The following is a 25,059-nucleotide window of genomic DNA, read 5'->3' on the forward strand; positions in this document are numbered from 1 at the left end:
CATCTCGGAGGGAGACGCTTCTTCTGGGGCGCACGACGAGATGCCAAGTATGGCGGAGCGGAGATTTCGAGCTTTTGGAAGTTTTGTCTCTGTATGTTCCTCCGGACTGGCAGCACGGCGAACAGTGGGCGCCGGAAGAGCTCAAGGAGGGAATGCGCTTGCACAACGTGTTTGCCAAGCGTGTCCGGGCCAAATTTGAACGCGGATTGACAGTTTTTGGAGTGCCCAGTTTTATAACGATGTGGCGCACCAAACACGATGCGAACGTGTGACTTCCACCTTTGGGAAGGCAATGGTCTAGGCAGCCAATCGCGGAATGACTGTTTCCATCAATCGCAAAAACCGGGTAATATGAGCCCCCACGACCATCATTTCTGGCGAGACCCCGATTTCGAGAACACCCGTTCCATTTCGCCGGAATCGGGTGTTGCGTGTCCCCGCAACCAACGATTCTTGCGAAAGCAAGGCAACCAGAACCCCGGCCTCCGAAAGGACGTCGGGGTTTTTCTTGTTTGCGGCGACCGATTAACCTCGCGGGTGAACTCGTCGCAGAATTCCTTGAATAGATCGGGCTCCATCAAGTGCGTCCGGAGGCCACTGAGCACCGAGGCTTCGAGAGCGTCTCGCCTGATATTCAGGCGGTTGTCGCATGTGCCTTTGTTCCGCGACGTCGCGCAGCCGAGCAGATCCTTAGAGATCATCGTATAGCTGCCACAGCCGCGGATCAGGCTCAGCAAGTCCTCGCGTGTCCATACGCCCGGGCTCGTTCCGCGCATTCGCAGCAGAGCTTCGTCGCGCAATCGCGCGCGGCATTCGGTTCGTCGGCTCTGGGGCACCCGCAGTAGGAAGCCGAGGATGTCGTTAATCTCCAAGTCCAAGAGGCGCTCGGTGAGAACGCCCCAGATGCCGATCCGCCCCTCCGGTCCATGGGGTAGGGTCCCTGACAGGCTGGCCGGATAAATCCGCTCTTCCGGCCATTCCTCCAAGCCGCGGACCAGCAGATCGCGGGCCACGCCGGTGGCGTCGGCATTGGTAATCAGCAGATTGCGCGTGCCGGAATCGTCGAGGTGGTGTTTGGCCGGCCGACGGGTGGTACCGTGTTTGAGCAACGCGTCGAAGTCGGTGATTGACCAGGGACCGCTGTTGCGCAGCTTCACCTGCACGACGAGTTTGTAGCCGTCTGCGACGTTCGCGCTAGGTTGGACACGGCCAGGCGTCGCTGGTTCGAGCTCGACTCCAGATCTTCCTCGTTGGCGGGTTCGAGCGTGATCCTCGTCGCCGATTTGGTGATCAACATCAACCGCAGAGCCGCCAACACCGAGACGGCGAGTTGGTACTCGTAGCCATCGAGTGCAGCCTTGGCCCCGCCTGCAGCAGATGGTGGAGGGAGCGCTGTCAAGCGTCGGCACTCATCGAACGTCATCATCCAAGTATTGGAGCTGCTGGATGATTCATCATCGTTTCTTTCTTACAGGTGCTTATTGGCACCGGACATGCCAGAGGCATCGAGTGTCTTCAGCAACGCCGAGACGTTCCGTTGTCGTTTTTGAGCCCGCCTAGGCGGGGCTCTATGAGACCTCGTCAGGTTGTCTTCCGCATTTAGGGTGCTTGTCGGATAACCGAAGGCGAGAAAAAAGTGTGAAACTCGAATGGCGGCGACCGCTTGTCGGCGGCTGTAGATGCCTGTGATGAAACGACCGAGGCCTTGTTCGAGCAGATAATGGTTACGGTGCTTCTTTTGCCGTCCCATGCGCTTGAACTCGAAGACGAGACGCATGCCTTGAGTGGTGTCGTTCCAGCCATAGACAATGTCGGTCCGCCGCTCCTGAATGCGCGCTCCAGTACTCAGATCGATTTCCCCGATCACGTCCTCGGCTGATCGAGACCGCGCGCATCGCGCTTGCCATGGAGCAGTGGACGCGCGCGCTGCGGCTGCCGGAGCCGTTCTGCGACAAATCGCGCGAGCTCCCCGACGGAAGCTATGTCGGGTTGGTCGAGGCCGCCCGCGGCAGTCTCGGGCACTGGATGGCAGTGCGCGACGGCAAGATAGAGCGCTTCCAGATCATCGCGCCGACCACCTGGAATTTCTCGCCGCGCGATTCCTTCGACGTCGGCGGCTCCGCTGGAGCGGGCGCTGGTCGGCACTGATGTCGGCGACGCCGGCCCGCGTGCGGTTGCGATCCAGCACATCGTGCGCTCGTTCGAGCCCTGCATGGTGTGCACCGCGCATTGACCGGAAACTTCGTTGCCGGCTGCAAATCGAATTGTTTCCTCTTCTCGTGTTGGCAGCGTCCTCGCGTACCGTTCATGAAAGTGGTTCAAATTCGCAACGTTATGGAATCTCTCCATTTTTGAATCTCTCCAGGCTGTTGGCCTGCTTCTTGCTACCCTTTGCGTCATCGAAAAGTCAAAGCCGAAGGCGGGAGCATTCATGGGCGCGGCGACGGAAACGTTTTACAGCGTGATCAGGCGCCAAGGCATCACGCGTCGGTGCTTTCATAAATTCTGCAGCCTGACGGCGACGAGCCTCGGCCTCGGACCGCTGGCGGCGAGCCGCATCGCGAACGCGCTCGAGACTAAGCCGCGCGTGCCCGTGATCTGGATGCACGGCCTCGAATGCACCTGCTGTTCGGAGAGCTTCATCCGCTCCGCGCACCCGCTGGTCAAGGATGCGGTGCTGTCGATGATCTCGCTCGACTACGACGACACCATCATGGCGGCTGCGGGCCACCAGGCCGAAGCCATCCTCGAGGAGACCCGCGCCAAGCACAAAGGCCAGTATATCCTCGCGGTGGAAGGCAATCCGCCGCTGAACGAAGGCGGGATGTTCTGCATCGACGGCGGCAAGCCGTTCGTCGAGAAGCTGAAGATGATGGCCGAGGACGCGATGGCAATCATCGCCTGGGGCGCCTGCGCCTCCTGGGGCTGCGTGCAGGCGGCAAAGCCCAATCCGACACAGGCTACTCCGATCGACAAGGTGATCACCAACAAGCCCATCATCAAGGTGCCGGGATGCCCCCCGATCGCCGAGGTGATGACCGGCGTCGTCACCTTCATCACCACCTTCGGCAAGCTGCCCGAGCTCGATCGCCAGGGCCGACCGAAGATGTTCTACTCGCAGCGCATTCATGACAAGTGCTACCGGCGCCCGCATTTCGACGCGGGGCAGTTCGTCGAGGAGTGGGACGACGAGGCCGCGCGCAAGGGCTATTGCCTCTACAAGATGGGCTGCAAGGGGCCGACCGCCTACAATGCCTGCTCGACCGTGCGCTGGAACGGCGGCGTGTCCTTCCCGATCCAGTCGGGTCACGGCTGCATCGGCTGCTCGGAGGACGGCTTCTGGGACAAGGGCTCGTTCTACGACCGTCTCACCAACATTAAGCAGTTCGGCATCGAGAAGAACGCCGATCAGATCGGCATGGTGGCGGCCGGCGCCGTCGGCGCCGCGGTGGCTGCGCATGCGGCTGTGACTGCTGTCAAGCGGCTCGCCACCAAGCGCGAAGACGCCGACCACACTAGCTGATCGAAAAGACTCAGCAGGGCAGGACAATCATGGGTATTCAGACTCCCAACGGCTTCAATCTCGACAATTCCGGCAAGCGCATCCTCGTGGACCCCGTGACACGTATCGAAGGTCACATGCGGGTCGAGGTCAATGTCGACGCCGACAACGTCATCCGCAACGCGGTCTCCACTGGCACGATGTGGCGCGGCATTGAGGTGATCCTGAAGAACCGCGATCCGCGCGACGCCTGGGCGTTCACCGAACGGATCTGCGGCGTCTGCACCGGCACGCACGCGCTGACTTCGGTGCGCGCGGTCGAGAACGCGCTCGGGATCGCCATCCCGGAGAACGCCAATTCGATCCGCAACCTGATGCAGCTTGCCCTGCAGGTGCACGACCACGTCGTCCATTTCTATCACCTTCACGCGCTGGACTGGGTCGACGTCGTTTCCGCGCTCTCGGCCGATCCGCGGGCGACCTCGACGCTAGCGCAGTCGATCTCGAGCTGGCCGCTGTCGTCGCCCGGCTACTTCAAGGATCTGCAGACCCGGCTGAAGAAGTTCGTCGAGTCCGGACAGCTCGGTCCGTTCAAGAATGGCTATTGGGGCAGCAAGGCCTACAGGCTGCCGCCCGAAGCCAATCTGATGGCGGTGGCGCATTATCTGGAGGCGCTCGATTTCCAGAAGGAGATCGTCAAGATTCACACCATCTTCGGCGGCAAGAACCCGCATCCTAACTGGCTCGTCGGCGGCGTGCCCTGTCCGATCAATGTCGACGGCACCGGCGCTGTCGGCGCCATCAACATGGAACGGCTGAACCTGATCTCCTCGATCATCGACCGTCTGATCGAGTTCAACGAAATGGTCTATCTCCCGGATGTGGCGGCGATCGGCTCATTCTACAAGGATTGGCTCTATGGCGGCGGCCTTTCGAGCCAGAGCGTGCTCTCGTATGGTGATGTGCCAGAACATGCCAACGACTATTCCGCCAAGAGCCTGAAGCTGCCGCGCGGCGCCATTATCAACGGCAACCTGTCCGAGGTGCTTCCGGTCGACCACGCCAATCCCGACGAGATCCAGGAGTTCGTGGTGCACTCCTGGTACAAATATCCCGACGAGACCAAGGGACTTCATCCCTGGGACGGCGTCACCGAGCCGAATTACGTGCTGGGACCCAACGCGAAGGGCACCAAGACGGCGATCGAGCAGCTCGACGAAGGCGGCAAGTACTCCTGGATCAAGGCGCCGCGCTGGCGCGGTCACGCCATGGAGGTCGGCCCGCTGGCGCGCTGGGTCGTCGGCTACGCGCAGAACAAGGCGGAGTTCAAGGATCCCGTCGACAAGTTCCTTCGGGATCTGAACCTGCCGATGTCGGCGCTGTTCTCGACGCTCGGCCGCACGGCGGCGCGTGCGCTCGAATCCGTCTGGGCCGGACGCCAGATGCGCTACTTCCAGGACAAGCTCGTCGCCAACATCAAGGCCGGCGCCAGCTCGACCGCCAATGTCGACAAGTGGAAGCCGGAGAGCTGGCCGAAGGAGGCCAAGGGAGTCGGCTTCACCGAGGCGCCGCGCGGCGCGCTCGCGCACTGGGTCAAGATCAAGGACACCAAGATCGACAACTACCAGTGCGTGGTGCCGACGACTTGGAACGGCTCGCCGCGCGACCCCAAGGGAAATATTGGCGCCTTCGAGGCGTCGCTGATGAACACGCCGATGGTCAATCCCGAGCAGCCGCTGGAGATCCTGCGCACCATCCATTCCTTCGATCCGTGCTTGGCCTGTTCGACGCACGTCATGAGCCCCGACGGCCAGGAACTCGCCAAGGTCAAGGTCAGGTAGGAGAGGATCATGATGGATGCAGCTGCCTCGGACGCCGGGCCCGACCTCGCGGCGATCGCAGCCGATGCTTCCGGAGAACGTGCGGTGGGTCGTCCCAGCGTCTATGTCTACGAAGCGCCGGTACGGATCTGTCACTGGGTGAACGCGTTCTCGATTATCGTGCTTATGGTGACCGGCTATCTGATCGGAACGCCGTTGCCGACGGTCGCGGGCGAGGCGTCCGACAATTTCGTGATGGGCTACATCCGCTTCGCCCATTTCGCCGCGGGGCAGGTGCTCGCGGTATTCTTCCTCACGCGCATCCTGTGGGCTTTCGTCGGGAACCACCAGTCTCGGCAGATCTTCTACATCCCGGTTCACCGCAAGCAGTTCTGGGAGGAAGTGCTGCACGAAATCCGCTGGTACGCGTTCCTGGAGCGCGAGCCCAAGATGTATGTCGGCCATAATCCTCTGGCGCAGATTGCGATGTTCACGGGATTCACGCTGTTCGTGGCCTTCATGATCATCACCGGGTTTGCGCTCTATTCGGAAGGCACCGGCATCGATAGCTGGCAGCATAAGCTGTTCGGCTGGGTGTTTGCGATCTGGCCGAACAGCCAGGACGTGCACACCTGGCATCATCTCGGCATGTGGGCGCTGGTCGTGTTCGTGATGGTGCACATCTACACCGCGATCCGCGAAGACATCATGTCGCGCCAGAGCATCATCTCCTCGATGATCTCGGGCGAACGGCAATTCCGCGACTGAAACGGGAACGCCAAGTGAAGCCGACATTCTCGCAAGACGATCGCATCCTGGTGCTCGGCATCGGCAATATCCTGTGGGCCGATGAAGGGTTCGGCGTCCGGGCGGTGGAGGAATTCCACCGCCGCTACGCCGTACCCGACAATGTCACCATTCTCGATGGCGGCACGCAGGGGCTCTATCTCGTCAACTATCTGGAAGAGGCGGACCGCCTGATCGTGTTCGACGCGATCGACTATGGCCTCGAGCCCGGCCAGTTGAAGCTTGTGCGTGACGACGAGGTGCCGCGTTTCACCGGCGCCAAGAAGATGAGCCTGCACCAGACCGGCTTCCAGGAAGTCATCAGCGCGGCCGACCTGCTCGGCCGCTGCCCGAAACATCTGGTGCTGATCGGCTGCCAGCCGCTCGATCTCGAAGACTGGGGCGGGCCGCTGACGCCGCCGGTGCGCGACCAGATCGCGCCCGCGATCAATCTCGCTTGCGCCATCCTGGCCGAATGGGGCCTCACGGTGAGCCAACGCGCCGAGCCATTGGCAGATATCGAGCGGCTGCTCGCCAATGACATCGATCATCTCCACTACGAGACGCGGCCGGCCTGATCGGCCACACTGCCGGAGATTTGCCCATGTGCCTCGGCCTGCCCATGACGATTGTCGAGACCGACGGGATCTCGGCGCTGTGCGCGTATCGCGGCGAGCAGCGCCCCGTCTCTGTGCTGCTGCTCTCGAATCCTCCGGTCGGCGCCAAGGTGCTGGTCTATATCGACACCGCGATCCGGCTGCTGGACGAGGACGAGGCACGCCTGATCGCGAATGCGATCGAAGGTCTCAGCGCGGCGCTCGACGGCGAGGATTGCGACCGCTTCTTCGCCGACCTCATCGATCGCGAGCCGCAACTACCCGAGCACCTGCGGTCCGACTAGGATCGCCGCTGCTTCTCCCGTTTGATGCGTTGACGACATCAGTGACCGGCCAGCCTCGGCGGCCGCTGTGGGCCTGGAAGGTCGATTTCTACCTGCAAAGACAGCTCTCACCAGATATGGCAAGTTTCTTTCCATTGAAGCTTAGCTTACAATCGGCGCCAAGAAATACATGATCTGGATCAATGGGATAAATCCGGACATGTGATAACCGATCCTGGCACGTGGCTTGCGAACCTCTAGTTCGGCAAAAACACAAGCTTGTCAGGAGAGGTTCGATGGAATTCCAGGTAGGAAAGCATGATCTGGCGCGGAGTGGTCTGCCCGAGGTCGATGCTGCGACGGTCGATCATTTTCTTGGCGGAGCGGACGAGGCCGGTGCGGTCGCGGTGCTGCTGTCGGCGGGCGATCCCAACCGCTTTCCGGAGGCAATCGATGCCGCCGTGGTGCTGCCCGAGCTTATCGCAGCGTTCGGTAATCGGCTGCGCGGTGCGATCATCGCACGCGACGCTGAGCGTGTGCTCGGCGAGCGCTTCGAGGTGCGGGTGCAGCCGACGCTGATCTTCGTCGCCAACGGCAAGACGCTGGGGTTGATCGCCAAGATCCAGGACTGGTCGGTCTATGCCGACCGCATCACCAAGCTGATCGACCGGCCGCGCGGGCAAGGCGCCGCAGTCGCCGTCACCATCGTTCCCCATCATCGCGCACAAGAGGTCGGGCTATGAAGGCCGGCTTCTGGGATGCGCCCGGAGGCGCCGAGCAACCAGTCAACGTGTTTCCGATCGCCGACGAGAGTCTCAATGCAGCGAAGGGCAGCCTGACGGCGGCCGGCGCGCTCGCAAAGCTTGCAACGCTCGACAGTGCGGAGCTTGCAAAGAGCTGCCCGAACGCAGTCGCGCTGCTCTCGAGGATCGCGGATGCCATCGCGGATCAAAAGGCGAACGCGCCGACAAGACGGTTTCGGCTGGCCAATCTCAACGATCTCGAGAGCAAGCTGGTGGCCGACGTGCTCGGCGAAGGCGAGGTCGCCGGCGTCGTCGCGCTGCCGGACGGATCGCTGGCGCAGATGCAGGAATCGGTGCTGGCGGGAATTTGGCGTGTGCGGCTCGAGACCGACGCCACTTCCGAATATCTCGAGATCGGCGCGGTTCCCGAGATCGTCAAGCGTGCGGCTGCCGACCTGACATCCGCCGATTTCGAGATCGGGCAGGTGCCGGAGGGCGCCATGAACGTGCTGCCGGTGCTCGCCGAAATCCGCGAGCGGGCACAGGCCTGGCGGCCCGGCATTCGCTCGCAGATCATCAATTTCACGCTGCTGCCGATGAGTCCGGTCGACATGAGCTTCCTGCAGGACACGATCCGGAACGGACCGATTCAGCTCGTGTCCCGCGGCTACGGCACCTGCCGGGCGCTCTCCACCGGCATCCGCAATGTCTGGTCGGTGCAGTTCTTCAACGCCATGGACACTATCATTCTCGATACGCTCGAAGTCGGCGGCGTGCCGACGGTTGCGCTGGCAGCGGACGAGGATTTCGAGGATTCCGCCGAGCGGCTGCAGGAAATCATCGAGGCCTACTTCAAATGAGCGCCTTCGAGAATATTGGCGTGCGCCAGGACGTCGCCGACGTCACGCGGCTGGAATGCGGCATCTGCTGGACCGTCTACGATCCGGCGGATGGCGATGAGGTAGCGCAGATCGCGCCGGGCACGCCGTTCGCGGCGCTGCCGGAGGAGTGGCACTGCCCGAATTGCGACGCGCCAAAGTCCAAGTTCATGGCGATCGAAACATGACAGGAAGCGCGCCAGCGAGTGCGTCAGGTCCTGCCGGCGACGCCGACGCCGCGGGGTGGGGCGAGCTTCTGGCCGCAAGCTACCGGGAGATCGGCGAGCGCGCGATGCGCGATCTACCCATCTACAACGATGCGCTCGGCATCGAGGCGGTCGGTTTCCGTCCCTTCAACGGCACGATCGTCGGCATCATGGTCACGCCGTGGTTCATGAACGTGGCGATGCCAGCGGGCGCGGTGACGCCAGCCACCTCGGGCGCGACCGTGCGAATGCGTTTTCCCGCGGGCGATATCGAATTCACCCTCAGCGAGATCGCCCGGATCGGCCGGAACGCGAGCTGCTCGCTGTTCTCGCCGATGTTCCAATTCGCCGACATGGATGCCGCGCGAGCGACGGCCGAAGCCGCGCTTGCCGAATTGATGCTGCCGGCGGACAGCGAGGAGGCGGTTCGTCGCCGCGAGCCCGAGACAAGCCCGATCGATCGGCGTAACTTCCTGCGGGGTGTCTTGATGGAGCGGCATGGATGAGTCTCTCGTTCCGCAGCGAGATCGATATTACGGTGCTGTTGTCCGGCGCCACGATCGCCGACGTCGCGATCAAGCCGCGCAACCGGCCGCGGCTGACGCGGCTGTTTGCGGGAAAGCCCGCGGCTTCGCTGCTTCCGGTGCTGCCGCGTCTGTTCTCGCTGTGCTCGATCGCCCATCACGTGGCGTTCCAGTCGGCGGTGGAAGCCGCGCAAGGGCGGGAGGCGGCTCCCGCAACGGTGCGGCGCCGCGTCACCGCAGTCGTCGTCGAGCGGCTGACCGAACTGCTGCGCGGCCTGTTCATCGGACGGCTCGCGCTCGACGGCACAAACGCTCCGGCGGTGCGCGCCGTAATGCAGGCAAGCGCGCTGCTTTGGGGCGCGGACGAGGCCGTCCCGCCGGCCTTGCATCGCAACGCCGTGGTGCAGATCAAGGCCGCGCTCGGCGCGATGGGGATCGCCGGCGAAGAAGACGAGACGCTCGCGCCGGGCAGCCCGCTCGCCGCCTCCGTCGCGGGATGCCACGGCAAGCTGGTGTCAGAGCCGGAGGCCAATCCATCCTTCCTGACGGTGGCGGACGATTTGGACATCGTCACGCGTCTGCTGGCGGACGGTGCGGCCTATTCCGATGCGCCGGACCTCTGCGGCCGGATTCCGGAAACCGGCGTCTGGGCGCGCAGGACACGCCGTGAAGCGGTCTCGGCGGCGGAAGCGGGCTCCGCCGCGCGTCTGAAGGCGCGGATTGCCGAGGTCCCGCGGCTCTGCGCCTGGCTCGATCGTGGCGATGCGGATCTTGATGAAGGCGTCGTCGCGAGCTACCGGCTCGGCGCGGGCAAGGGGGCAGCCGCGGTCGAATGCGCACGCGGGCGCCTTCATCACGCCGTCGCACTGGACGACGAGGATCGCGTCGTCAACTTCGAGTTCCTGGCACCGACCGAGTGGAATTTTCACGCCCGCGGACCGCTGGTCAGGAGCCTCAAGGGCGCGACGCTCGCGACCGGCCGGCAGGGACAGGACGCGGTTCGCGCGCTGGTCGGCTCCTTCGATCCCTGCGTCGGCTTCAGCCTGCAATTTCGCGAGGCCGGCCATGCATGAGATGGCGCTGTGCGAAGGCATCGTCGGTATCGTCGAGGAGGAAGCGCGCAAGCGCGCTTTCACCAAGGTGAACGTCGTCTGTCTGGAGATCGGTGCGCTGAGCCATGTCGTGCCGGAGGCGCTGAAATTCTGCTTCGAGGCCGTGGCCGCGCGGACCATCGCGCAAGGCGCGCGGCTCGAGATCGTCGAGACGCCCGGCACGGCTTGGTGCATGGCCTGTTCCAAAACCGTTGAGATCGGGCAGTGTTACGAGCTGTGCCCGTCCTGCGGCGGCTACCAATTGCAGGTGACGGGCGGCGAAGAATTGCGCGTAAGGGAATTGGAGGTCGACTGATGTGTACGGTCTGCGGCTGCAGCGACGGCAAGGCATCGATCGAAGATGCGCATGGTCATCATCATGATCACGGCGATGGCCATGAGCACGGAGGGCACCATCATCATGACCGCGGTCATGGCCACGACCACGGTCACCACCATCACCACGGTGGTGCCCACGACCACGCCCTCGATGAGGCCGGGCTGCTCGACTGCGGCGCCAATCCCGCGGGCCAGAAGATCGCCGGCATGAGCAGCGACCGCATCATCCAGGTCGAGCGCGACATCCTCGACAAGAACGACCGGCTTGCGGCCGACAACCGCGCCCGCTTCGCGGCCGACGGCGTGCTCGCCTTCAACCTGGTCTCCAGCCCCGGCGCCGGCAAGACCTCGCTGCTGGTCCGCGCCCTGTCCGAGCTGAAGGCAAGCTTTGCGATCGGCGTGATCGAAGGCGACCAGCAGACCTCCAACGATGCCGAGCGCATTCGCGCGACCGGCGTGCCGGCGATCCAGGTCAATACCGGCAAGGGCTGTCACCTCGACGCCGCCATGGTCGGCGAGGCCTATGACCGGCTGCCCTGGCTGAACGGCGGCCTGCTCTTCATCGAGAATGTCGGCAACCTGGTTTGCCCGGCGGCGTTCGATCTCGGCGAGGCCTGCAAGATCGTGGTGTTCTCGACCACCGAGGGCGAGGACAAGCCGCTGAAATACCCCGACATGTTCGCAGCCTCGTCGCTGATGCTGATCAACAAGATCGATCTCGCGCCCGTGCTCGATTTCGATCTGGCGAAGACCATCGACTATGCGCGCCGGGTCAACCCGAAGATCGAGGTGCTGACGGTGTCGGCGCGCACCGGCGAAGGCTTTGCGACGTTCTTTGCCTGGATCCGCAAGCGGATGGCGGCGACGACGCCTGCCGCGATGACGGCGGCGGAGTGACGATGGGCGGCGAGGCCACGGTGCGGGACGGACGGCGGCTGCGCCTGCACGTGCGCGGCGCGGTACAGGGCGTCGGCTTTCGCCCCTATGTCTACGGCCTCGCCACGCGCTACCGCCTCGGCGGCTTCGTCGCCAACGATTCCCATGGCGTCGTCATCGAGGTCGAGGGCGAGCGCGCGTCGGACTTCGTCAGGGCACTGCCGCTGGAAAAGCCGCCGCTCGCCCGGATCGATGAGATCTCGGTGCAGCCGGTCGGGGCGGTGGCGAGCGAAGGGTTTTATATCCGCGCGAGCGACCAGGGCAGGGTGTCGACACGCATCGTCGCCGATGCCGCGACCTGTCCAAAATGCCTGAGCGAGCTGTTCGATCCAGCCGGCCGGTTCTATCGCTACCCCTTCGTCAACTGCACCCATTGTGGTCCGCGCTATACGATTGCCGAGCGGCTTCCTTACGACCGCGCGACCACGGCCATGAAGCGCTTTGCGATGTGCAAGGCCTGTGCGGGCGACTATGCCGATCCCGACAGCCGCCGCTTCCATGCCGAAGCGATCGCCTGCCCGCAATGCGGCCCGCGGCTCAGCCACGGTATCGAGGACATCGCTGCCGCGATCGCCGCAGGCAAGATCGTCGCAGTCAAGGGGCTCGGCGGTTATCAGCTTGTCTGCGATGCCCGGGACGAGGCGGCCGTGCAGCGCCTGCGCCAGCGCAAGCAGCGCGACCAGAAGCCGTTTGCCGTCATGGTCGGCTCGGTGGACGCGGTCGCCGGCATCGCCGACGCCGATGCTGCCGAGCTCGCCTTGCTCGAGACGTCGCCGCGGCCGATCGTGCTGATGACATCGCGCCATCGGCTCTCGCCGGCGATCGCGCCGGAGCTGGCGCGGATCGGCATCGCGCTGCCGGTCACTCCGCTCCATCATTTGATCTTCGAGGCGCTGGATGCGGCGTATCCGCTCGCCGGCGAGAGCTGGGCGATCGTCGCCACCAGCGCCAATCCCGGCGGCGAGCCGCTTCTGACCGACAATCGCGAGGCCGAGCTGCGGCTTGCCGGCATCGCCGACCTCATCGTCAGCCATGATCGCGACATCGTCACCCGCGCCGACGATTCCGTGGCGGCCGTCGTCGCCGGCCGGACGCAATTCATCCGCCGTGCCCGCGGCTACGTGCCGGAGCCGGTTCGGCTGGCGCGAGCGGTGCCGCCGATCCTTGCGGTCGGCGGCGCGTTGAAGTCGACCGTGACGGTCACGCGCGGCAGCGAGGCCTTCGTTTCCCAGCACGTCGGCGACCTCGGCACCGCCGAAGGCGTCCGTGTCTTCGAAGAAACCATTGGCCACCTGCTGTCGACGCTGGACGTCGAGCCGGCGGTTATCGCCCATGATCTGCACCCGAACATAGCGTCGACCCGCTTCGCCGAAGCGAGCGGGCGGCGACTGATCGCAGTCCAGCACCATCATGCCCATGCCGCCTCCGTGATGGCGGAGCATGGCCTCGCGGGATCTGCGTTGGCGCTGGTGCTCGACGGCTTCGGCCAGGGCAGCGACGGCGGCAATTGGGGGGGCGAGCTCCTGCTGTGCCAGCGCGCGCAGTTCCGGCGGCTCGGCCATCTGGCGCCGATGAAGATGGCGGGCGGCGATCGCGCCGCGCGCGAGCCGTGGCGCATGGCTGCAAGCGCATTGCATGGCTTGGCCCGCGGCAACGCGATCGCGACCCGGTTTGCGGCGCAGCCGCAGGCTGCGCGTCTCCATGCCTTGCTCGACCAGCCGGGCGTACCGGTGACGACCAGCGCCGGCCGGCTGTTCGATGCGGCGGCGGGGCTGCTCGGTCTTTGCCAGGTGCAGAGCTATGAGGGCGAAGCCGCGATGAAACTGGAGGCGCGGGTTCGCGCGCCGCGCTCCATGAAAGACGGCTGGACGATCGAGGATGGGGTGCTGTCCCTGTTTCCGTTGCTTGCGCGCCTTGCGGCCGAGGGCATCGATCCGGTCGAGGGGGCCGGGCTGTTCCATGGCACGCTCGCCGCTGCCTGCGTCGACTGGATCGCCCGTGCGGCGCGCGAGACCGGCGTCACGACCGTCGCCCTGAGCGGCGGCTGCTTTCTCAACGCGATCCTCAGTTGCGAGATCGAGCGCGGCTGTATCGCCGCCGGTCTCTTGCCGCTGCTGCCGCGGCAAGTGCCGCCCAATGACGGCGGTCTCAGCCTCGGCCAGGCCTGGATCGCCGCGCTCCAACTCGAACAGTACGGCCTGGAAGGAATCGGCTGATGTGTCTCGCGATACCTGCTGAGGTCACGAAGCTCCTGCCCGACGAGATGGCGATCGTCTCGATCGACGGCGTGAGCATGGAGATATCGGTCGCCTTGATCGAGAATCTCGCCGTCGGCGACTATGTGATCATCCATGTCGGCCATGCCCTGACGAAGGTCGATCCGGAGGAGGCAATGCGGACGCTCGAGCTGCTGCGCGAGCTTAGCGCCGAGGGGCAGGGAGCTGCGTCATGAAATATGCCGACGAGTTTCGCGACAAGGAGATCGCGCTCGGGCTCGCGAAAGCGATCCGCGCGGAAGCCGATCCGCAAAAGCTCTATCGCTTCATGGAATTCTGCGGCGGCCATACCCACGCGATCTCGCGTTACGGCCTCGAGGACATGCTGCCGAAGAACGTGCGGATGATCCACGGCCCCGGCTGTCCGGTGTGCGTGCTGCCGGCCGGACGCATCGACATGGCGATCCGGCTCGCTGAGCGGCCGGACGTCATCCTGTGCGTCTATGGCGACCTGATGCGCGTTCCCGGCTCGCAGGGCACATCGCTGTTGAAGGCGAAGGCGCGCGGCGCCGACATCCGCATGGTCTATTCCACCATCGACGCGATCCGGATCGCAGAGGACAATCCCGGACGCGAGGTCGTGTTCTTCGCCATCGGCTTCGAGACCACGACGCCGCCGACTGCAGTCATGATCCGGCTGGCGGAGAGGAAGCAGCTCGAAAACCTCACCGTGTTCTGCAACCACGTGCTGACGCCGCCGGCGATGCAGAACATCCTGGAAAGTCCCGACATCCGCAACGTCGGCCGGGTCGAGATCGACGGTTTCGTCGGGCCGGCCCATGTCTCGACGATCATCGGCACGGCCCCTTACGAGTTCTTTGCCGAGGAGTTCGGCAAGCCCGTGGTGATCGCGGGCTTCGAGCCGCTCGACATGATGCAGGCGATCCTGATGCTGGTGCGGCAGGTCAACGAGGATAGGCAGGAGGTCGAGAACCAGTACAGCCGCGCGGTGAACCGCGACGGCAATCTGCGCGCCAAGGAGGAGGTCTCCGACATTTTCGAGCTGCGCGATCAGTTCGAATGGCGGGGGCTCGGACAGGTTCCCTATGGCGGGCTGAAGCTGAAGGGCGCTTACGCCATATACGACGCCGAGGTGCGCTTCGACATGCACGAGCTGCGCGTCGACGACAATCCCGCCTGCGAATGCGGCGCCATCCTGCGCGGCGTGAAGAAGCCGGTCGACTGCAAGCTGTTCGGCACCGTCTGCACGCCGGAGACGCCCATGGGCTCCTGCATGGTCTCCTCCGAAGGCGCCTGCGCCGCACACTGGACCTATGGCCGCTTCCGGGACCACCAGCAAAGGCGCGTGTCATGAAGGCCTACCAGCGCAAGCTCGACATCAGGAACGGCTGCGTCGACCTATCCCACGGCTCGGGCGGCCGGGCCATGGCGCAGTTGATCTCAGGTCTGTTCCACGAGGCCTTCGGCAATGAATGGCTGGCGCGCGGCAACGACCAGTCGGCATTCGACGTTGGTGCCGGGCGCATGGTAATGACGACCGACGGCTATGTGGTCTCGCCGCTGTTCTTCCCCGGCGGCAATATCGGCTCGCTTGCAGTGCACGGCACCGTCAACGATATCGCCATGGCCGGTGCACGCCCGCTCTACCTCTCTGCAAGCTTTATCATCGAGGAAGGCTTCCGCTTCGCCGACCTCAAGATGATCGCGGAATCGATGGGCGAGGCTGCGCGCACGGCCGACGTTCACATTGTCACCGGCGACACCAAGGTGGTCGAGCGCGGCAAGGCCGACGGCCTGTTCATCTCGACCGCCGGCGTCGGGGTCGTGCCCCACGGGCTCGATCTCTCGGCGGAGAATGCCCGCGTCGGCGATCGCGTCCTGATCTCGGGCACGCTCGGCGATCACGGCGTGGCGATCATGTCGAAGCGGCAGAATCTCGCCTTCGAGACCGAGATCGTCTCGGATTCGGCGGCGCTGAACGATCTCGTCGCGAAGATGGTCGAAGCCGGCGGCCGCGGCATCCGCCTGATGCGCGATCCCACCCGCGGCGGGCTTGCCGCCACGCTGAACGAGATCGCCCAGCAGTCCGACCTCGGCTTCCATCTTCGCGAGGAGGCGATCCCGGTCAAGCCGGGCGTCGCGGCAGCGTGCGAGCTGCTCGGGCTCGATCCGCTCCATGTCGCCAATGAGGGCAAGCTGGTCGCGATCGTAGCGCCCGAAAATGCTGCTCCAGTGCTGGCCGCGATGCGGGCGCATCCGCTTGGCCGCGACGCCGCCGACATCGGCGAGGCCGTGGCCGACGATCATCATTTCGTGCAGATGGCCACGAGCTTCGGCGGCGGGCGGATCGTCGACTGGCCGTCGGGCGAGCAATTGCCGAGAATCTGTTGAGGCAAATCATGCGCATCATGCTCCTGTCGCATTCCTTCAACAGCGCAGCGGCTGCAGAGTCAAACCCTCGCGCCTCATGGCTGAACGTTATCTCACCCTGTCGCGCGAAGTCGGCCTGAAGCCTTGGGCGTTGCCGCGACCGCCTTGGGACGGCCTGTTCATCTGCTTGAGAAGGACATCTGGGTTGTGTAGGCGCTGGGTGGTCTGTTTGCATCACCGCTCAGCGAGCATGTCGTCTTTAAGGGCGTACGTCGCTCTCGAAAGGCTACAAGGTTATTCGTCGATTCTATGCCCATGGCAACCGCTCTCCGGTTGCCACCCCAGGGCGGAGCGGAGAGCGAGGCTCGAAGCTACGCGGGCCGTTGCCTAAAGTTAATTGGGTTTGGCCGGTATTTTGGGCGATGCCGTGGCGCCTAGCTGCTCGGCGCCTGGTCAAGAAGTCGCTACCGATGGCACGGTGGTCGACCGGGCTGCGCCCATTGGGGAGCGGCCAACGATAATGGTGAGCAGACCGTGGCCCCACAGCCGCTGTGCGGCCCTCTTGGCGTCCTCCAACGTCACTGCATCGACGACGGCGTTATGCTGTTTGACATAGTCGATCGGCAGCTTATCAAGCTGATGCTGCAGCAGCGTTCGCGCAAACTTCGAGGAAGTGTTGAGGGCCAGCATCTGTGAGCCTCTCAGGTAAGACTTTGCATCGTCGAGTTCCTGCTGGGTCGGTCCTTCCTCCGCGATTCGGTGGGCTTGATTCTCGATCTGTTCGACCGTCTCGTCAGCGCGATCGGCGCGGGTGCCGCTATTGCCGACAAACATGGCGGAATGATCCATCCAGACCAAGCGCTCATGGACCGAATAGGCCAGCCCGCGCTTCTCGCGGACTTCGCGGAACAGCCGCGACGTCAGACCGGGGCCGCCGAGGATGTGGTTGACGACATAGGCCGCCATGAAATTGGGCTCGCTGCGGCGGACGCCGGGACCGCCAAAGATCACAACGGTCTGGGGCACATCGAGCGGAATGAAGACGCGCTGCGGCGGTGTTGCTGCGACCACGTCGGGCACCGGCGTCAACTCCGCCATGGCCGGCAGGCCGCCAAAAGTCCTGTCGAGCAATTTGCACAGGGCCTCTGGATCGACGTCGCCGACCACCGCGATCTTGAGCGTGTCTTTTGCTATCACGCGTCGGACGTAGCCCTTGAGATCCGCGACTTCGATCTTTGGCACGCTCTCGATCGTGCCTCTGGTCTCCCGAGCATAAGGATGATCATTAAAGGCGACTTCGAGGAATTTGCGCTTGGCGAGGGACGAGGGATCGGTTGAGTCTTGCCGAAGGCTCGCAAGCATGCTGGCACGAATTCGCTCGACATCGGCCGGGTCGAAACGCGGCGAGGTTAGTGCCATCCGTAGCAGGTCGAAGGCCTCGTCCCTGTTGTCTTCGAGCGTGCGCAAGGCACCGCGGAAGTGATCGCGCGTCGATTCCAAATTCAGCTCAATCGCGCGACGGTCGAGCCGCTCATGAAAGGTCTGGGAATCGAGATCGCCGCAGCCTTCACCGAGTAGGCCAGAAACCATGTAGCCGACGCCGGGTTTATCGGCGGGGTCTTGGGTCGCGCCGCCGCCGAATGCGTAATCCATCGCAATCAACGGGACAGTGGCGTCCTGCACGAACCAGGCTACTATACCGCAAGATGACACTAGGCGCTGGATCTTGGTCGCGCCACGCGTTCCGGCCGCGGAAAGTGAATGTGGCGAGGCGAGCATCGCGGTCGAGCGCGAGGCTCCGCCGGCGAAGACCGCACGACGTGTGAAGGAATAGGTCATGATCGCTCCTCCTGGTGGTTCCGCTTTGACTTTTTCATAAGATAGCCGGTCACGGAGCGCTTCTTGTCGAGCCATTTCCCAGCGGCCGCGCGCACCTGGTCGGCGGTGACGGCGCGGATGCCGTCCTGCCAGCCTCGGATTTCGTCGATGCTGAGCCCAGTCGTGAGCCCACCACCATACCAGACCGCAAGCTTTGTTTGGCTGTCCTGGGCGTAGGTTGCTTGCGCGATCAGCTGCGTCTTGACCCGCTCGAGATCGTCGGCGCGCGCGCACATGTGCGCAATATCGGCTATCACCTCGTCGATGGCGCACTCAATCTCCCCGAATCCGACGCCGGGTTTCGGGATCGCATAAATCTCGAATTGCGTAGGATCGAGCGAGGTACGCTCGTAGCTTGTCTCCGCCGTGATCGCAATCTGCTTGTCGATTACCAGCGCGCGATAAAGATGTGAGTTGGCGCCGCCACCCATCAATTGCGCGAGCACATCAAGAACTGGACTCTCGCTGGCCGCGGGGTGAGCCGACGGCACGAGATAATAACGGCGCAAGGCTGGCTGCTCGACGCGGGGATCGGTCAGCGTCACGGTACGCGGCGCGGCCGGCGTCGGCTCCTGCGGTCGCAGGCGTTCCGTGGGAATTGATGGTTGCGGGGGGATGTGGCCATAATGCTTCTCCACCACCGGGCGGATCGCATTTGCGTCGACGTCACCGGCGATGATCAGGATGGCATTGTTCGGCGCGTAAAAATGCTTGTAGAAGGCGAGCGCGTCTTCGCGATCGAACTTTTCGATTTCCTGACGCCAGCCGATCACAGGGCGGCCGTAGGGATGGTTGAGGTAAAGAGCCGCCATCATCTGCTCGGCGAGCTGCGCATCCGGCTCGTTGGCGACCCGCCTATTGAGTTCCTCCAGCACCACGTCGCGCTCCGACAGCACGTTCTCCTCTTTGAGGATGAGACCGGTCATGCGGTCGGCTTCAAATTCCATCATTTTACCGAGCTGCTCGCGCGGCACCTGCTGGAAATAGGCGGTATAGTCGGTCCCGGTGAAGCCGCTCTGGTTGCCGCCGCAGCGCTGCACGGTCTGGGAGAATTCACCCGCCGGATGTTTGGATGTGCCCTTGAACATCAGGTGTTCGAGGAAATGCGCAAGCCCCGATTTGCCGGGTGGCTCGTCGGCGGAGCCGACCTTATACCAGATCATCTGAGTCGCAACGGGCGTCCGATGATCCGCAATCACCACGACCTTCAGGCCGTTCTGAAGCGTGAAGCTGGCTGGTCGATCCGACCTGACCGTGTCCCGGGCAAGGACGCTCCCTTCTTCAGGAATGTCATCCGCGCTATCATACGTTTCGACAACCAGTGCGGTGCGCGTCGTCAAATCGAAGGCACCAGCCGCGGTGCTTCCCACCTTGGCGGTTACCGAACTCCACTTCTTCATCGCATCGCCTTTTCGTTCCACAGAGAGCCACGTTCTGTGACAGACAATCCCGACCAAAGCGGGAAGCCGCACACCGTTTGGCAAGCAGCGGAGCAAAGACCGGGCCAACTGCCTGGCCGCCTGCGCTCGGCCACGCTACTCGCCAACTGGACGCAGAACAAAACGTGGGGGCGCGTTCTGGCCAAAGGTCAACCGCCGGCATGTCGTGAACACGACCTTGCGCACGAAAGCGCACGATAACTTGGTGCCGACTGGCAGAATGGCAACTTGCAGTAAACGACGGACCGAGCGGCGATTACAACGCCGTCTCAACTTTCGCCTGGCTCGCTGTTACACGCTTAAGGTCGCTCATCCATCGAAAAGTCTGACGCACGGCGTCCTACCGACGGTCCAACTCGGGCGGGCAGTGAACGATTGCCTGTTCGCTGGAGCGCAAATTTCTGCGCAGCGATGCCACGGCATTGCACTCAACTCGGCTAATGGCTCACTCTCCCTCTGCGCCGTGAGTGGCTTCGCAATATTTCTCATGATCGCGAGACGGGAGTTGGCGAGCAGCTGCTTGGAGTGCACTCCGCCGAAATAGTGTAGGACAAGGTGCCAGAATAACGTAGATGTCTCGATAACGCGAATTAGGTTGTCGAGAATGGGCCCACTTCGCCAATGTGGTCGCGGATAACGTTGATAGCGTGCAGCCGGCGAACCGCCTCGTCGGCAATCACCTCTAGCAATCAACAAGCGCATTGTTCCCTAGGGCGTCGTAGAATGGATTTTCTGCAGCATACGCGCGGCAAGGGCACATCTCGTCAAATGCGATCATAACCGTCAGGGAGAATTCGTCTTTGAGATGTCAGCCATGGACCAAAATCATGTGATCGAATGTTTAATCTCTCTCGAAGGTCTCCATTTCGGATCCGTTAGCGACAGCTCTGTGGTGCGGATGACCCCATTGGCGTGGCGCTCATCGTCGGCTGTCCACAATTAAAAATGCCCCGGCGTCATCTGTAGCGATCAGTCCTACTGCGTCATAATTTACACCGACTTCGACGTCAGATTGGCGAAGCAACAAGGGTGTCGAAATAGTATGGACACGAGCAGCCGCGTTCAATCTTCTCCGAATGGTGGCGATCGAGTTTGGGAGGTGTCGCTCATGCGGCAATGGCGGAGTCCCCTCGGTCGATAAGTTCCAGGAATTGCAGCTTCCTTGAACAGCTTGGTGGAGGCTGTTTCTGAGGGGAGAATCGTTTCTCGCGCGGAGACCAGAATCCGTAGGCGGCAACGCACAGTGTTGCGTGATGGTGGAAGCCAAGCCAGCTTCGCCCCTCGAACTGGCCAAGGCCAACTTCGTGTTTGAGTTTGTGGTAGTCGCGCTCAATGCGCCAGCGCAGCTTGACGGCATCGACGAGCTGACGGAAGCCAATGTTCGCCGGAAACGTTGACAACCAATATTTCGTCGGCGCCTCTTCGCCTGCCGGCCCCTCGATCGGCAGCCATTTCCTCCGGCCGGCTTTCGGCGCGCCACTAATCTCGATGTTCCGCACGGACGCGTACACGGGCGAAGCGCGAGGACGACCGTTCTGCCGTACCCTCACGCCACGTGGTCTTGTGCCAAGCATGTGATGGCAGGCCGAGCGCAAGCTTCTTGGCCGAGTTCTGCTCGGGTAACCCTGTGGTGAAGCGATCATCCGGTAGCCCCGGGAGTAGCGAACCCCAATGACCACGCGCACGCTGTTCGTGACCCATCGGGCGCCAAACCGCCCGTACAAGGACAGCCAGGTCATCAACGCTATATATTGAAGGAGGCGTTCGCGGCGACGAGCAGCACTGTCTTCTCGTGTGCAAGGCAGTCGGTGATGGCGTTGGCGATAGTCTGAGTCTTGCCCCTGCCGGGCCGGCCGAACAGTACATGGTCCGCGCCGCGGCGGCGACGACGGCAGCGATCTGCGGGAATCGGCCGAGAGTGGCGCAAACTGTTCGATCGGATCGATGATCTCGTCGATGGTTCGCGCATCGATGAAGCTCGCCCGGGGCCCATCGTAGGTGTGGGTCGGGGTATCGATCAGGTGACGCACGACGGGATTGCGCTTGAGCAAATCTGCGCGTCGACGAGATCCTTCCATATCAGTTATTTGGTGAAGGACAGCGTCGCGAGCGTGACCGGCTCGGTGACTTCCCAGCCCTTGATGCTCTTGATGCGGCGGCGGACACCTTCGAGCTGAGCATGCGGATCGGCTCATTCTGAATGAGGGGGTTGAGTTGCGCCGGCGCTCTCCGACTTGTCGGCCGGACTCAATTCGCAGGCTGCTGAAATACGAGCTGAAGAAATTCGGCGGAAGCTGATCTGGATGATCGGGCTTGCAACGATGCCCATGGGTCTGTTCGCCCTACTGTTGGGTTGCCGCATCGTCACAAACAGTCGCGTCGATGACGGCAGCCATGCGCCAGCTTGGGCGACGGCCGGTTCGATGTGGTTCTGCCGGGTAGCGGATCCTGGAAATGGCCTCCACGTTAGACGGTACCGAGTCTGACGTCCTTCGAATGCGGGAGCTGCTTCTCCAACTGCACGATCGACATGTTGCCTCAGGCAAGTTTAAGCGTGTCGCCACCGATCTCCCGGTTGCAAGGGCAGAGCTCATGAGTCTGGATCGCATCCAGAACGCGTAGCGTGTCCTTTGGGCTGCGGCCGACATTGAGGCTTGTCGCGTAGACATGCTGGATCGTGTTCTCAGGATCGACGATGAAGGTGTAGCGATGCGCGATGCCATCACGCGAGCGCACTCCAAGGCCGTCGACCAGTGCGCCCTTGGTGTCGGCAAACTGCCAGATCGATAGACGGTGCAGGTCCTTGTGCTCACGCCGCCAAGCGAGCTTGCAGAACTCGTTATCGGTCGAGCCACCAAGCACGATTGCATCGCGATCGGCGAAATCCTTGGACAGGCGGGCAAACTCAGCGATTTCGGTTGGGCAGACGAATGTGAAATCCTTCGGGTAAAAGAAGATGACTTTCCATTTGCCGGGAAAGCTCGTCTCAGTCAGCGTCTCGAAGGCGCTCTGCCCGTTCTCCTCTGGCAGGTGAAAGCCGGGCTTCACGCCTGTGATGTCGAACGGCGGCAACTTACTTCCAATTCCAGACATATTGTCCTCACAACAACATCGCGTCACGCGGAAACTGCGTTCCGGGACTAGCAGAGCAAGCGATATGCCACTCGATCGACGGCAAGTACCCACCGTGCCGGTCATGAAACATTCGCCCTTTGATGATGGCGGTGTCCTCGAACCCGATCTGCACAGTATGATCTCTTCAATCGCCTCGGGCTAAGGCCCGGCATTCCCCGTTCCGCGCCCTGTCGCCGGGTGCTCGTAATGGAACAAACACGCCAAGGCTTTGTCCGGTTTCAGTCAAAGCCCTTGCCGCTGTGGCGTGCGCCCAAGGCATCCGGTCTCGGACGACGGCGCGATTAGTCGAGCATGGTCAGGCGCTTGACGCACCTGCGAAGGAAATGGCACGCCCGTTGCTAAATGGATGCAGCAACAACGAGTGAGGGCTGAGGGCATGCCGACGCCGATGGCGAGCGATGGCCTCCTTCCCGAAACCCGTGTGCCTACGTTTCTGAGAGAGAAACAGCCTCGCGCGTTCGGCGCAAAAAATTTGGCAATCGGTTGATGGAGAGCAACATGTCTTCGCTGAGACAAATCGCGTTTTATGGCAAGGGTGGCATCGGAAAATCGACGACGTCGCAAAATACGCTGGCGGCCCTTGCTGAGTTAGGCCAAAAGATTCTGATCGTCGGTTGTGATCCCAAAGCAGACTCGACCCGCCTCATCCTGCACGCCAAAGCGCAGGACACCATTCTGAGCCTGGCGGCAAATGCCGGCAGCGTCGAGGACCTCGAAATCGAGGACGTCATCAAGCTCGGCTACAAAGACATTCGATGCGTCGAGTCCGGCGGTCCGGAGCCGGGGGTCGGGTGCGCCGGAAGAGGTGTGATCACTTCCATTAACTTTCTGGAGGAAAATGGCGCCTATGAGGACATCGACTACGTCTCTTACGACGTGCTCGGCGACGTGGTCTGCGGCGGCTTCGCGATGCCTATCCGCGAGAACAAGGCGCAGGAAATCTACATCGTGATGTCCGGCGAGATGATGGCGATGTATGCCGCCAACAACATCTCCAAGGGCATTCTGAAGTATGCGAATTCCGGCGGCGTGCGCCTCGGCGGCCTGATCTGCAACGAGCGGCAGACCGACAAGGAGCTGGAGCTTGCAGATGCTCTTGCCAAGAAGCTCGGCAGCCGGCTGATCTACTTCGTGCCGCGCGACAACGTCGTTCAGCACGCGGAGCTGCGCCGCATGACGGTGCTGGAATACGCACCAGATTCCAAGCAGGCGGATCACTATCGCAATCTCGCGACCAAGATCCACAATAATGCTGGACAAGGCGCTATCCCGACGCCAATCAGCATGGACGAGCTCGAGGATATGCTCATGGAGCACGGCATTATCAAGCCCGTCGACGAGAGCTTGGTCGGCAAGACCGCGGCCGAGCTCGCCGCTGCTTCGGCATAGTTCATGATGTCGGCCTTCTCGACCCGGGAAGGCCGACATCGTCCACTCAGATGCGGGGGGACCTTCATGATTGGTACACAAAGAAAAGTGGCCGATACGGTGTCACCTCCTGTATCGGCAGCTCACGTTGCCGAGCTGCGCGATGCAAGTAAGCTCTACGGCCTTCTGACTGGACGCCATCCAACAGAAGTCGACATCAGCGATAATTACGATTTCGATCGCCATGTGCTCGCCTGCGTTCTCGCCGCATCCGCTATGGATGGCGGCCAACTTCCCGAACGGGCTGGCTTGACTAACCAGGAGCTCAATGAGCTCCTAGTGCAATACTTCCCGTCCAGCCCGGTCAGAAGGTGTAACTGGCGCGAACAGTCCGCGTTATCGGCTCCTGCCGAGACAATTATGGTGCGCGACCTCCTGCTTGCGCAACGTTCGACCCATAGCGAGGTCGGCGGCTGGTTGGCGCCGATGATCGCGCGGCGCGCCATGGAGCCCAATCACTTGTGGGAAGATCTTGGTCTGCGGAAGCGGGACGAATTGTCCCGCCTCCTGACGCGCCATTTCGGGCCGTTAGCGGCTCGCAACTCAAAGAAGATGCGCTGGAAGCGCTTCTTCTATCGCTTGCTATGCGAAGATGACGGTCTGGTGATGTGTACTACGCCGGTCTGCACGGAATGCAATGATTTTGATCTTTGCTTCGGCGAGGAGAGCGGGGAGAGCCGGATGGCCGGACGACGGCGGGATCATCTGCGTCGTCTCGATGATTCCGTTTAAAAGACCAGCGCCCTACCAAGCGGTGGACCCGCGATTGCTTGGCCGCTCCCACCGCATTGTGATCGGCTAGCATTCAGGGTTTGCCAAATCACTTCGCTGTTGTCCGAGTTGCAAGTGTCGGTCACCGCCGAGCAA

22 protein-coding genes and 4 pseudogenes are annotated in these 25,059 nt (G+C 62.7%); 20 read left to right on the forward strand and 6 right to left on the reverse strand.

Features of this window, described 5'->3' with window-relative positions; genetic code table 11:
• Nucleotides 1–521: 521 nt before the first annotated feature.
• Nucleotides 522–1,399: pseudogene (locus tag GWG67_RS35570) on the reverse strand (hypothetical protein); the annotation flags it as partial.
• A 69-nt stretch (nt 1,400–1,468) separates the two neighbouring features.
• The gene (locus GWG67_RS35575) at nt 1,469–1,867 is read right to left on the reverse strand and encodes a hypothetical protein (RefSeq protein WP_275174338.1); all 399 of its coding nucleotides are present in this window, start codon (nt 1,865–1,867) and stop codon (nt 1,469–1,471) included.
• Between GWG67_RS35575 and GWG67_RS35580 the strand changes: the two are divergent.
• The 18 genes and pseudogenes from GWG67_RS35580 to GWG67_RS35665 form a co-directional block, all read left to right on the forward strand.
• Nucleotides 1,861–2,233: pseudogene (locus GWG67_RS35580) on the forward strand (nickel-dependent hydrogenase large subunit); the annotation flags it as partial. The gene GWG67_RS35575 and the pseudogene GWG67_RS35580 overlap by 7 nt on opposite strands.
• A 198-nt stretch (nt 2,234–2,431) precedes the next feature.
• Nucleotides 2,432–3,523 carry a hydrogenase small subunit gene (locus tag GWG67_RS35585; protein WP_275174340.1) on the forward strand — a complete coding sequence of 364 codons (1,092 nt, stop codon included), beginning with the start codon at nt 2,432–2,434 and terminating at the stop codon, nt 3,521–3,523.
• 29 nt (nt 3,524–3,552) lie between these two features.
• Nucleotides 3,553–5,343 carry a nickel-dependent hydrogenase large subunit gene (locus GWG67_RS35590; protein WP_275174341.1) on the forward strand — a complete coding sequence of 597 codons (1,791 nt, stop codon included), beginning with the start codon at nt 3,553–3,555 and terminating at the stop codon, nt 5,341–5,343.
• A 9-nt stretch (nt 5,344–5,352) separates the two neighbouring features.
• The gene (cybH, locus tag GWG67_RS35595) at nt 5,353–6,090 is read left to right on the forward strand and encodes a Ni/Fe-hydrogenase, b-type cytochrome subunit (protein WP_275174343.1); all 738 of its coding nucleotides are present in this window, start codon (nt 5,353–5,355) and stop codon (nt 6,088–6,090) included.
• 14 nt (nt 6,091–6,104) lie between these two features.
• Nucleotides 6,105–6,686, forward strand: a complete 582-nt coding sequence (locus GWG67_RS35600; protein WP_148744601.1) for a HyaD/HybD family hydrogenase maturation endopeptidase — start codon at nt 6,105–6,107, stop codon at nt 6,684–6,686.
• Between the two features lie 26 nt (nt 6,687–6,712).
• The gene (locus GWG67_RS35605; RefSeq protein WP_148744597.1) at nt 6,713–7,009 is read left to right on the forward strand and encodes a HypC/HybG/HupF family hydrogenase formation chaperone; all 297 of its coding nucleotides are present in this window, start codon (nt 6,713–6,715) and stop codon (nt 7,007–7,009) included.
• A 275-nt stretch (nt 7,010–7,284) separates the two neighbouring features.
• Nucleotides 7,285–7,731: a hydrogenase accessory protein gene (locus GWG67_RS35610; protein WP_275174345.1), complete on the forward strand. Its 447-nt coding sequence runs from the start codon at nt 7,285–7,287 to the stop codon at nt 7,729–7,731.
• Entirely contained in the window at nt 7,728–8,591 is an 864-nt protein-coding gene (locus tag GWG67_RS35615; protein WP_275174347.1) for a hydrogenase expression/formation protein, read from the forward strand. The genes GWG67_RS35610 and GWG67_RS35615 overlap by 4 nt, the downstream gene beginning before the upstream one ends.
• The gene (locus tag GWG67_RS35620) at nt 8,588–8,797 is read left to right on the forward strand and encodes a rubredoxin (RefSeq protein ID WP_148756122.1); all 210 of its coding nucleotides are present in this window, start codon (nt 8,588–8,590) and stop codon (nt 8,795–8,797) included. The genes GWG67_RS35615 and GWG67_RS35620 overlap by 4 nt, the downstream gene beginning before the upstream one ends.
• Nucleotides 8,794–9,321 (forward strand): [NiFe]-hydrogenase assembly chaperone HybE, encoded by a 528-nt coding sequence (gene hybE / locus GWG67_RS35625; protein WP_275174349.1) that lies wholly within the window; start codon nt 8,794–8,796, stop codon nt 9,319–9,321. Before GWG67_RS35620 ends, hybE begins: the two co-directional genes overlap by 4 nt.
• Nucleotides 9,318–10,412, forward strand: a complete 1,095-nt coding sequence (locus GWG67_RS35630) for a nickel-dependent hydrogenase large subunit (protein WP_275174351.1) — start codon at nt 9,318–9,320, stop codon at nt 10,410–10,412. Before hybE ends, GWG67_RS35630 begins: the two co-directional genes overlap by 4 nt.
• Nucleotides 10,405–10,746 (forward strand): hydrogenase maturation nickel metallochaperone HypA, encoded by a 342-nt coding sequence (gene hypA, locus GWG67_RS35635; protein ID WP_148774722.1) that lies wholly within the window; start codon nt 10,405–10,407, stop codon nt 10,744–10,746. The genes GWG67_RS35630 and hypA overlap by 8 nt, the downstream gene beginning before the upstream one ends.
• On the forward strand, nt 10,746–11,666 hold the full coding sequence (gene hypB, locus GWG67_RS35640; RefSeq protein ID WP_275174352.1) for a hydrogenase nickel incorporation protein HypB: 921 nt from the start codon (nt 10,746–10,748) through the stop codon (nt 11,664–11,666). The genes hypA and hypB overlap by 1 nt, the downstream gene beginning before the upstream one ends.
• Nucleotides 11,667–11,668: 2 nt before the next feature.
• Nucleotides 11,669–13,921 (forward strand): carbamoyltransferase HypF, encoded by a 2,253-nt coding sequence (gene hypF, locus GWG67_RS35645; RefSeq protein ID WP_275174354.1) that lies wholly within the window; start codon nt 11,669–11,671, stop codon nt 13,919–13,921.
• The gene (locus GWG67_RS35650; RefSeq protein WP_275174356.1) at nt 13,921–14,157 is read left to right on the forward strand and encodes a HypC/HybG/HupF family hydrogenase formation chaperone; all 237 of its coding nucleotides are present in this window, start codon (nt 13,921–13,923) and stop codon (nt 14,155–14,157) included. The genes hypF and GWG67_RS35650 overlap by 1 nt, the downstream gene beginning before the upstream one ends.
• Nucleotides 14,154–15,296: a hydrogenase formation protein HypD gene (hypD, locus tag GWG67_RS35655; RefSeq protein WP_275174358.1), complete on the forward strand. Its 1,143-nt coding sequence runs from the start codon at nt 14,154–14,156 to the stop codon at nt 15,294–15,296. Before GWG67_RS35650 ends, hypD begins: the two co-directional genes overlap by 4 nt.
• Nucleotides 15,293–16,333: a hydrogenase expression/formation protein HypE gene (hypE, locus tag GWG67_RS35660; protein ID WP_085398635.1), complete on the forward strand. Its 1,041-nt coding sequence runs from the start codon at nt 15,293–15,295 to the stop codon at nt 16,331–16,333. The genes hypD and hypE overlap by 4 nt, the downstream gene beginning before the upstream one ends.
• Nucleotides 16,334–16,409: 76 nt before the next feature.
• Nucleotides 16,410–16,620 (forward strand): annotated as a pseudogene (locus GWG67_RS35665) (nucleotidyl transferase AbiEii/AbiGii toxin family protein); the annotation flags it as partial.
• A 145-nt stretch (nt 16,621–16,765) separates the two neighbouring features.
• Here GWG67_RS35665 and GWG67_RS35670 read toward each other — a convergent pair.
• From GWG67_RS35670 to GWG67_RS35685, 4 genes and pseudogenes are all read right to left on the reverse strand, one after another.
• Complete coding sequence (locus GWG67_RS35670; protein ID WP_275174360.1) at nt 16,766–18,151, reverse strand: pitrilysin family protein; 1,386 nt, start codon at nt 18,149–18,151, stop codon at nt 16,766–16,768.
• Nucleotides 18,148–19,479, reverse strand: a complete 1,332-nt coding sequence (locus tag GWG67_RS35675; protein WP_275174375.1) for a pitrilysin family protein — start codon at nt 19,477–19,479, stop codon at nt 18,148–18,150. Before GWG67_RS35675 ends, GWG67_RS35670 begins: the two co-directional genes overlap by 4 nt.
• Nucleotides 19,480–20,735: 1,256 nt before the next feature.
• A pseudogene (locus tag GWG67_RS35680) lies at nt 20,736–21,198 on the reverse strand (hypothetical protein); the annotation flags it as partial.
• 969 nt (nt 21,199–22,167) lie between these two features.
• Nucleotides 22,168–22,722: a peroxiredoxin gene (locus tag GWG67_RS35685; protein WP_275174377.1), complete on the reverse strand. Its 555-nt coding sequence runs from the start codon at nt 22,720–22,722 to the stop codon at nt 22,168–22,170.
• Nucleotides 22,723–23,262: 540 nt separating this feature from the next.
• On the opposite strand from GWG67_RS35685, the gene nifH reads away from it, so the two are divergent.
• Together nifH and GWG67_RS35695 are read left to right on the forward strand one after the other, a co-directional pair.
• Complete coding sequence (nifH, locus tag GWG67_RS35690; RefSeq protein WP_085398584.1) at nt 23,263–24,153, forward strand: nitrogenase iron protein; 891 nt, start codon at nt 23,263–23,265, stop codon at nt 24,151–24,153.
• A 66-nt stretch (nt 24,154–24,219) separates the two neighbouring features.
• Nucleotides 24,220–24,924: a nitrogen fixation protein NifQ gene (locus tag GWG67_RS35695; protein ID WP_275174362.1), complete on the forward strand. Its 705-nt coding sequence runs from the start codon at nt 24,220–24,222 to the stop codon at nt 24,922–24,924.
• The last annotated feature ends 135 nt before the right edge of the window (nt 24,925–25,059 follow it).

The sequence above is a fragment of the Bradyrhizobium sp. CSS354 genome, from assembly GCF_029051725.1.
In the GTDB taxonomy this organism is placed as follows: domain Bacteria; phylum Pseudomonadota; class Alphaproteobacteria; order Rhizobiales; family Xanthobacteraceae; genus Bradyrhizobium.

Excerpts from the sequence above, each read along its gene's own strand:
- GWG67_RS35585 (WP_275174340.1), top strand. The coding sequence starts at position 2,432 with ATGGGCGCGGCGACGGAAACGTTTTACAGCGTGATCAGGCGCCAAGGC.
- GWG67_RS35695 (WP_275174362.1), top strand. The coding sequence starts at position 24,220 with ATGATTGGTACACAAAGAAAAGTGGCCGATACGGTGTCACCTCCTGTA.
- GWG67_RS35670 (WP_275174360.1), bottom strand. The coding sequence starts at position 18,151 with ATGACCTATTCCTTCACACGTCGTGCGGTCTTCGCCGGCGGAGCCTCG.
- hypF (WP_275174354.1), top strand. The coding sequence starts at position 11,669 with ATGGGCGGCGAGGCCACGGTGCGGGACGGACGGCGGCTGCGCCTGCAC.
- hypE (WP_085398635.1), top strand. The coding sequence starts at position 15,293 with ATGAAGGCCTACCAGCGCAAGCTCGACATCAGGAACGGCTGCGTCGAC.
- GWG67_RS35650 (WP_275174356.1), top strand. The coding sequence starts at position 13,921 with ATGTGTCTCGCGATACCTGCTGAGGTCACGAAGCTCCTGCCCGACGAG.
- GWG67_RS35630 (WP_275174351.1), top strand. The coding sequence starts at position 9,318 with ATGAGTCTCTCGTTCCGCAGCGAGATCGATATTACGGTGCTGTTGTCC.
- GWG67_RS35610 (WP_275174345.1), top strand. The coding sequence starts at position 7,285 with ATGGAATTCCAGGTAGGAAAGCATGATCTGGCGCGGAGTGGTCTGCCC.
- GWG67_RS35685 (WP_275174377.1), bottom strand. The coding sequence starts at position 22,722 with ATGTCTGGAATTGGAAGTAAGTTGCCGCCGTTCGACATCACAGGCGTG.
- GWG67_RS35615 (WP_275174347.1), top strand. The coding sequence starts at position 7,728 with ATGAAGGCCGGCTTCTGGGATGCGCCCGGAGGCGCCGAGCAACCAGTC.
- GWG67_RS35590 (WP_275174341.1), top strand. The coding sequence starts at position 3,553 with ATGGGTATTCAGACTCCCAACGGCTTCAATCTCGACAATTCCGGCAAG.
- hypA (WP_148774722.1), top strand. The coding sequence starts at position 10,405 with ATGCATGAGATGGCGCTGTGCGAAGGCATCGTCGGTATCGTCGAGGAG.
- hypD (WP_275174358.1), top strand. The coding sequence starts at position 14,154 with ATGAAATATGCCGACGAGTTTCGCGACAAGGAGATCGCGCTCGGGCTC.
- GWG67_RS35605 (WP_148744597.1), top strand. The coding sequence starts at position 6,713 with ATGTGCCTCGGCCTGCCCATGACGATTGTCGAGACCGACGGGATCTCG.
- GWG67_RS35620 (WP_148756122.1), top strand. The coding sequence starts at position 8,588 with ATGAGCGCCTTCGAGAATATTGGCGTGCGCCAGGACGTCGCCGACGTC.
- hybE (WP_275174349.1), top strand. The coding sequence starts at position 8,794 with ATGACAGGAAGCGCGCCAGCGAGTGCGTCAGGTCCTGCCGGCGACGCC.
- hypB (WP_275174352.1), top strand. The coding sequence starts at position 10,746 with ATGTGTACGGTCTGCGGCTGCAGCGACGGCAAGGCATCGATCGAAGAT.
- cybH (WP_275174343.1), top strand. The coding sequence starts at position 5,353 with ATGATGGATGCAGCTGCCTCGGACGCCGGGCCCGACCTCGCGGCGATC.
- nifH (WP_085398584.1), top strand. The coding sequence starts at position 23,263 with ATGTCTTCGCTGAGACAAATCGCGTTTTATGGCAAGGGTGGCATCGGA.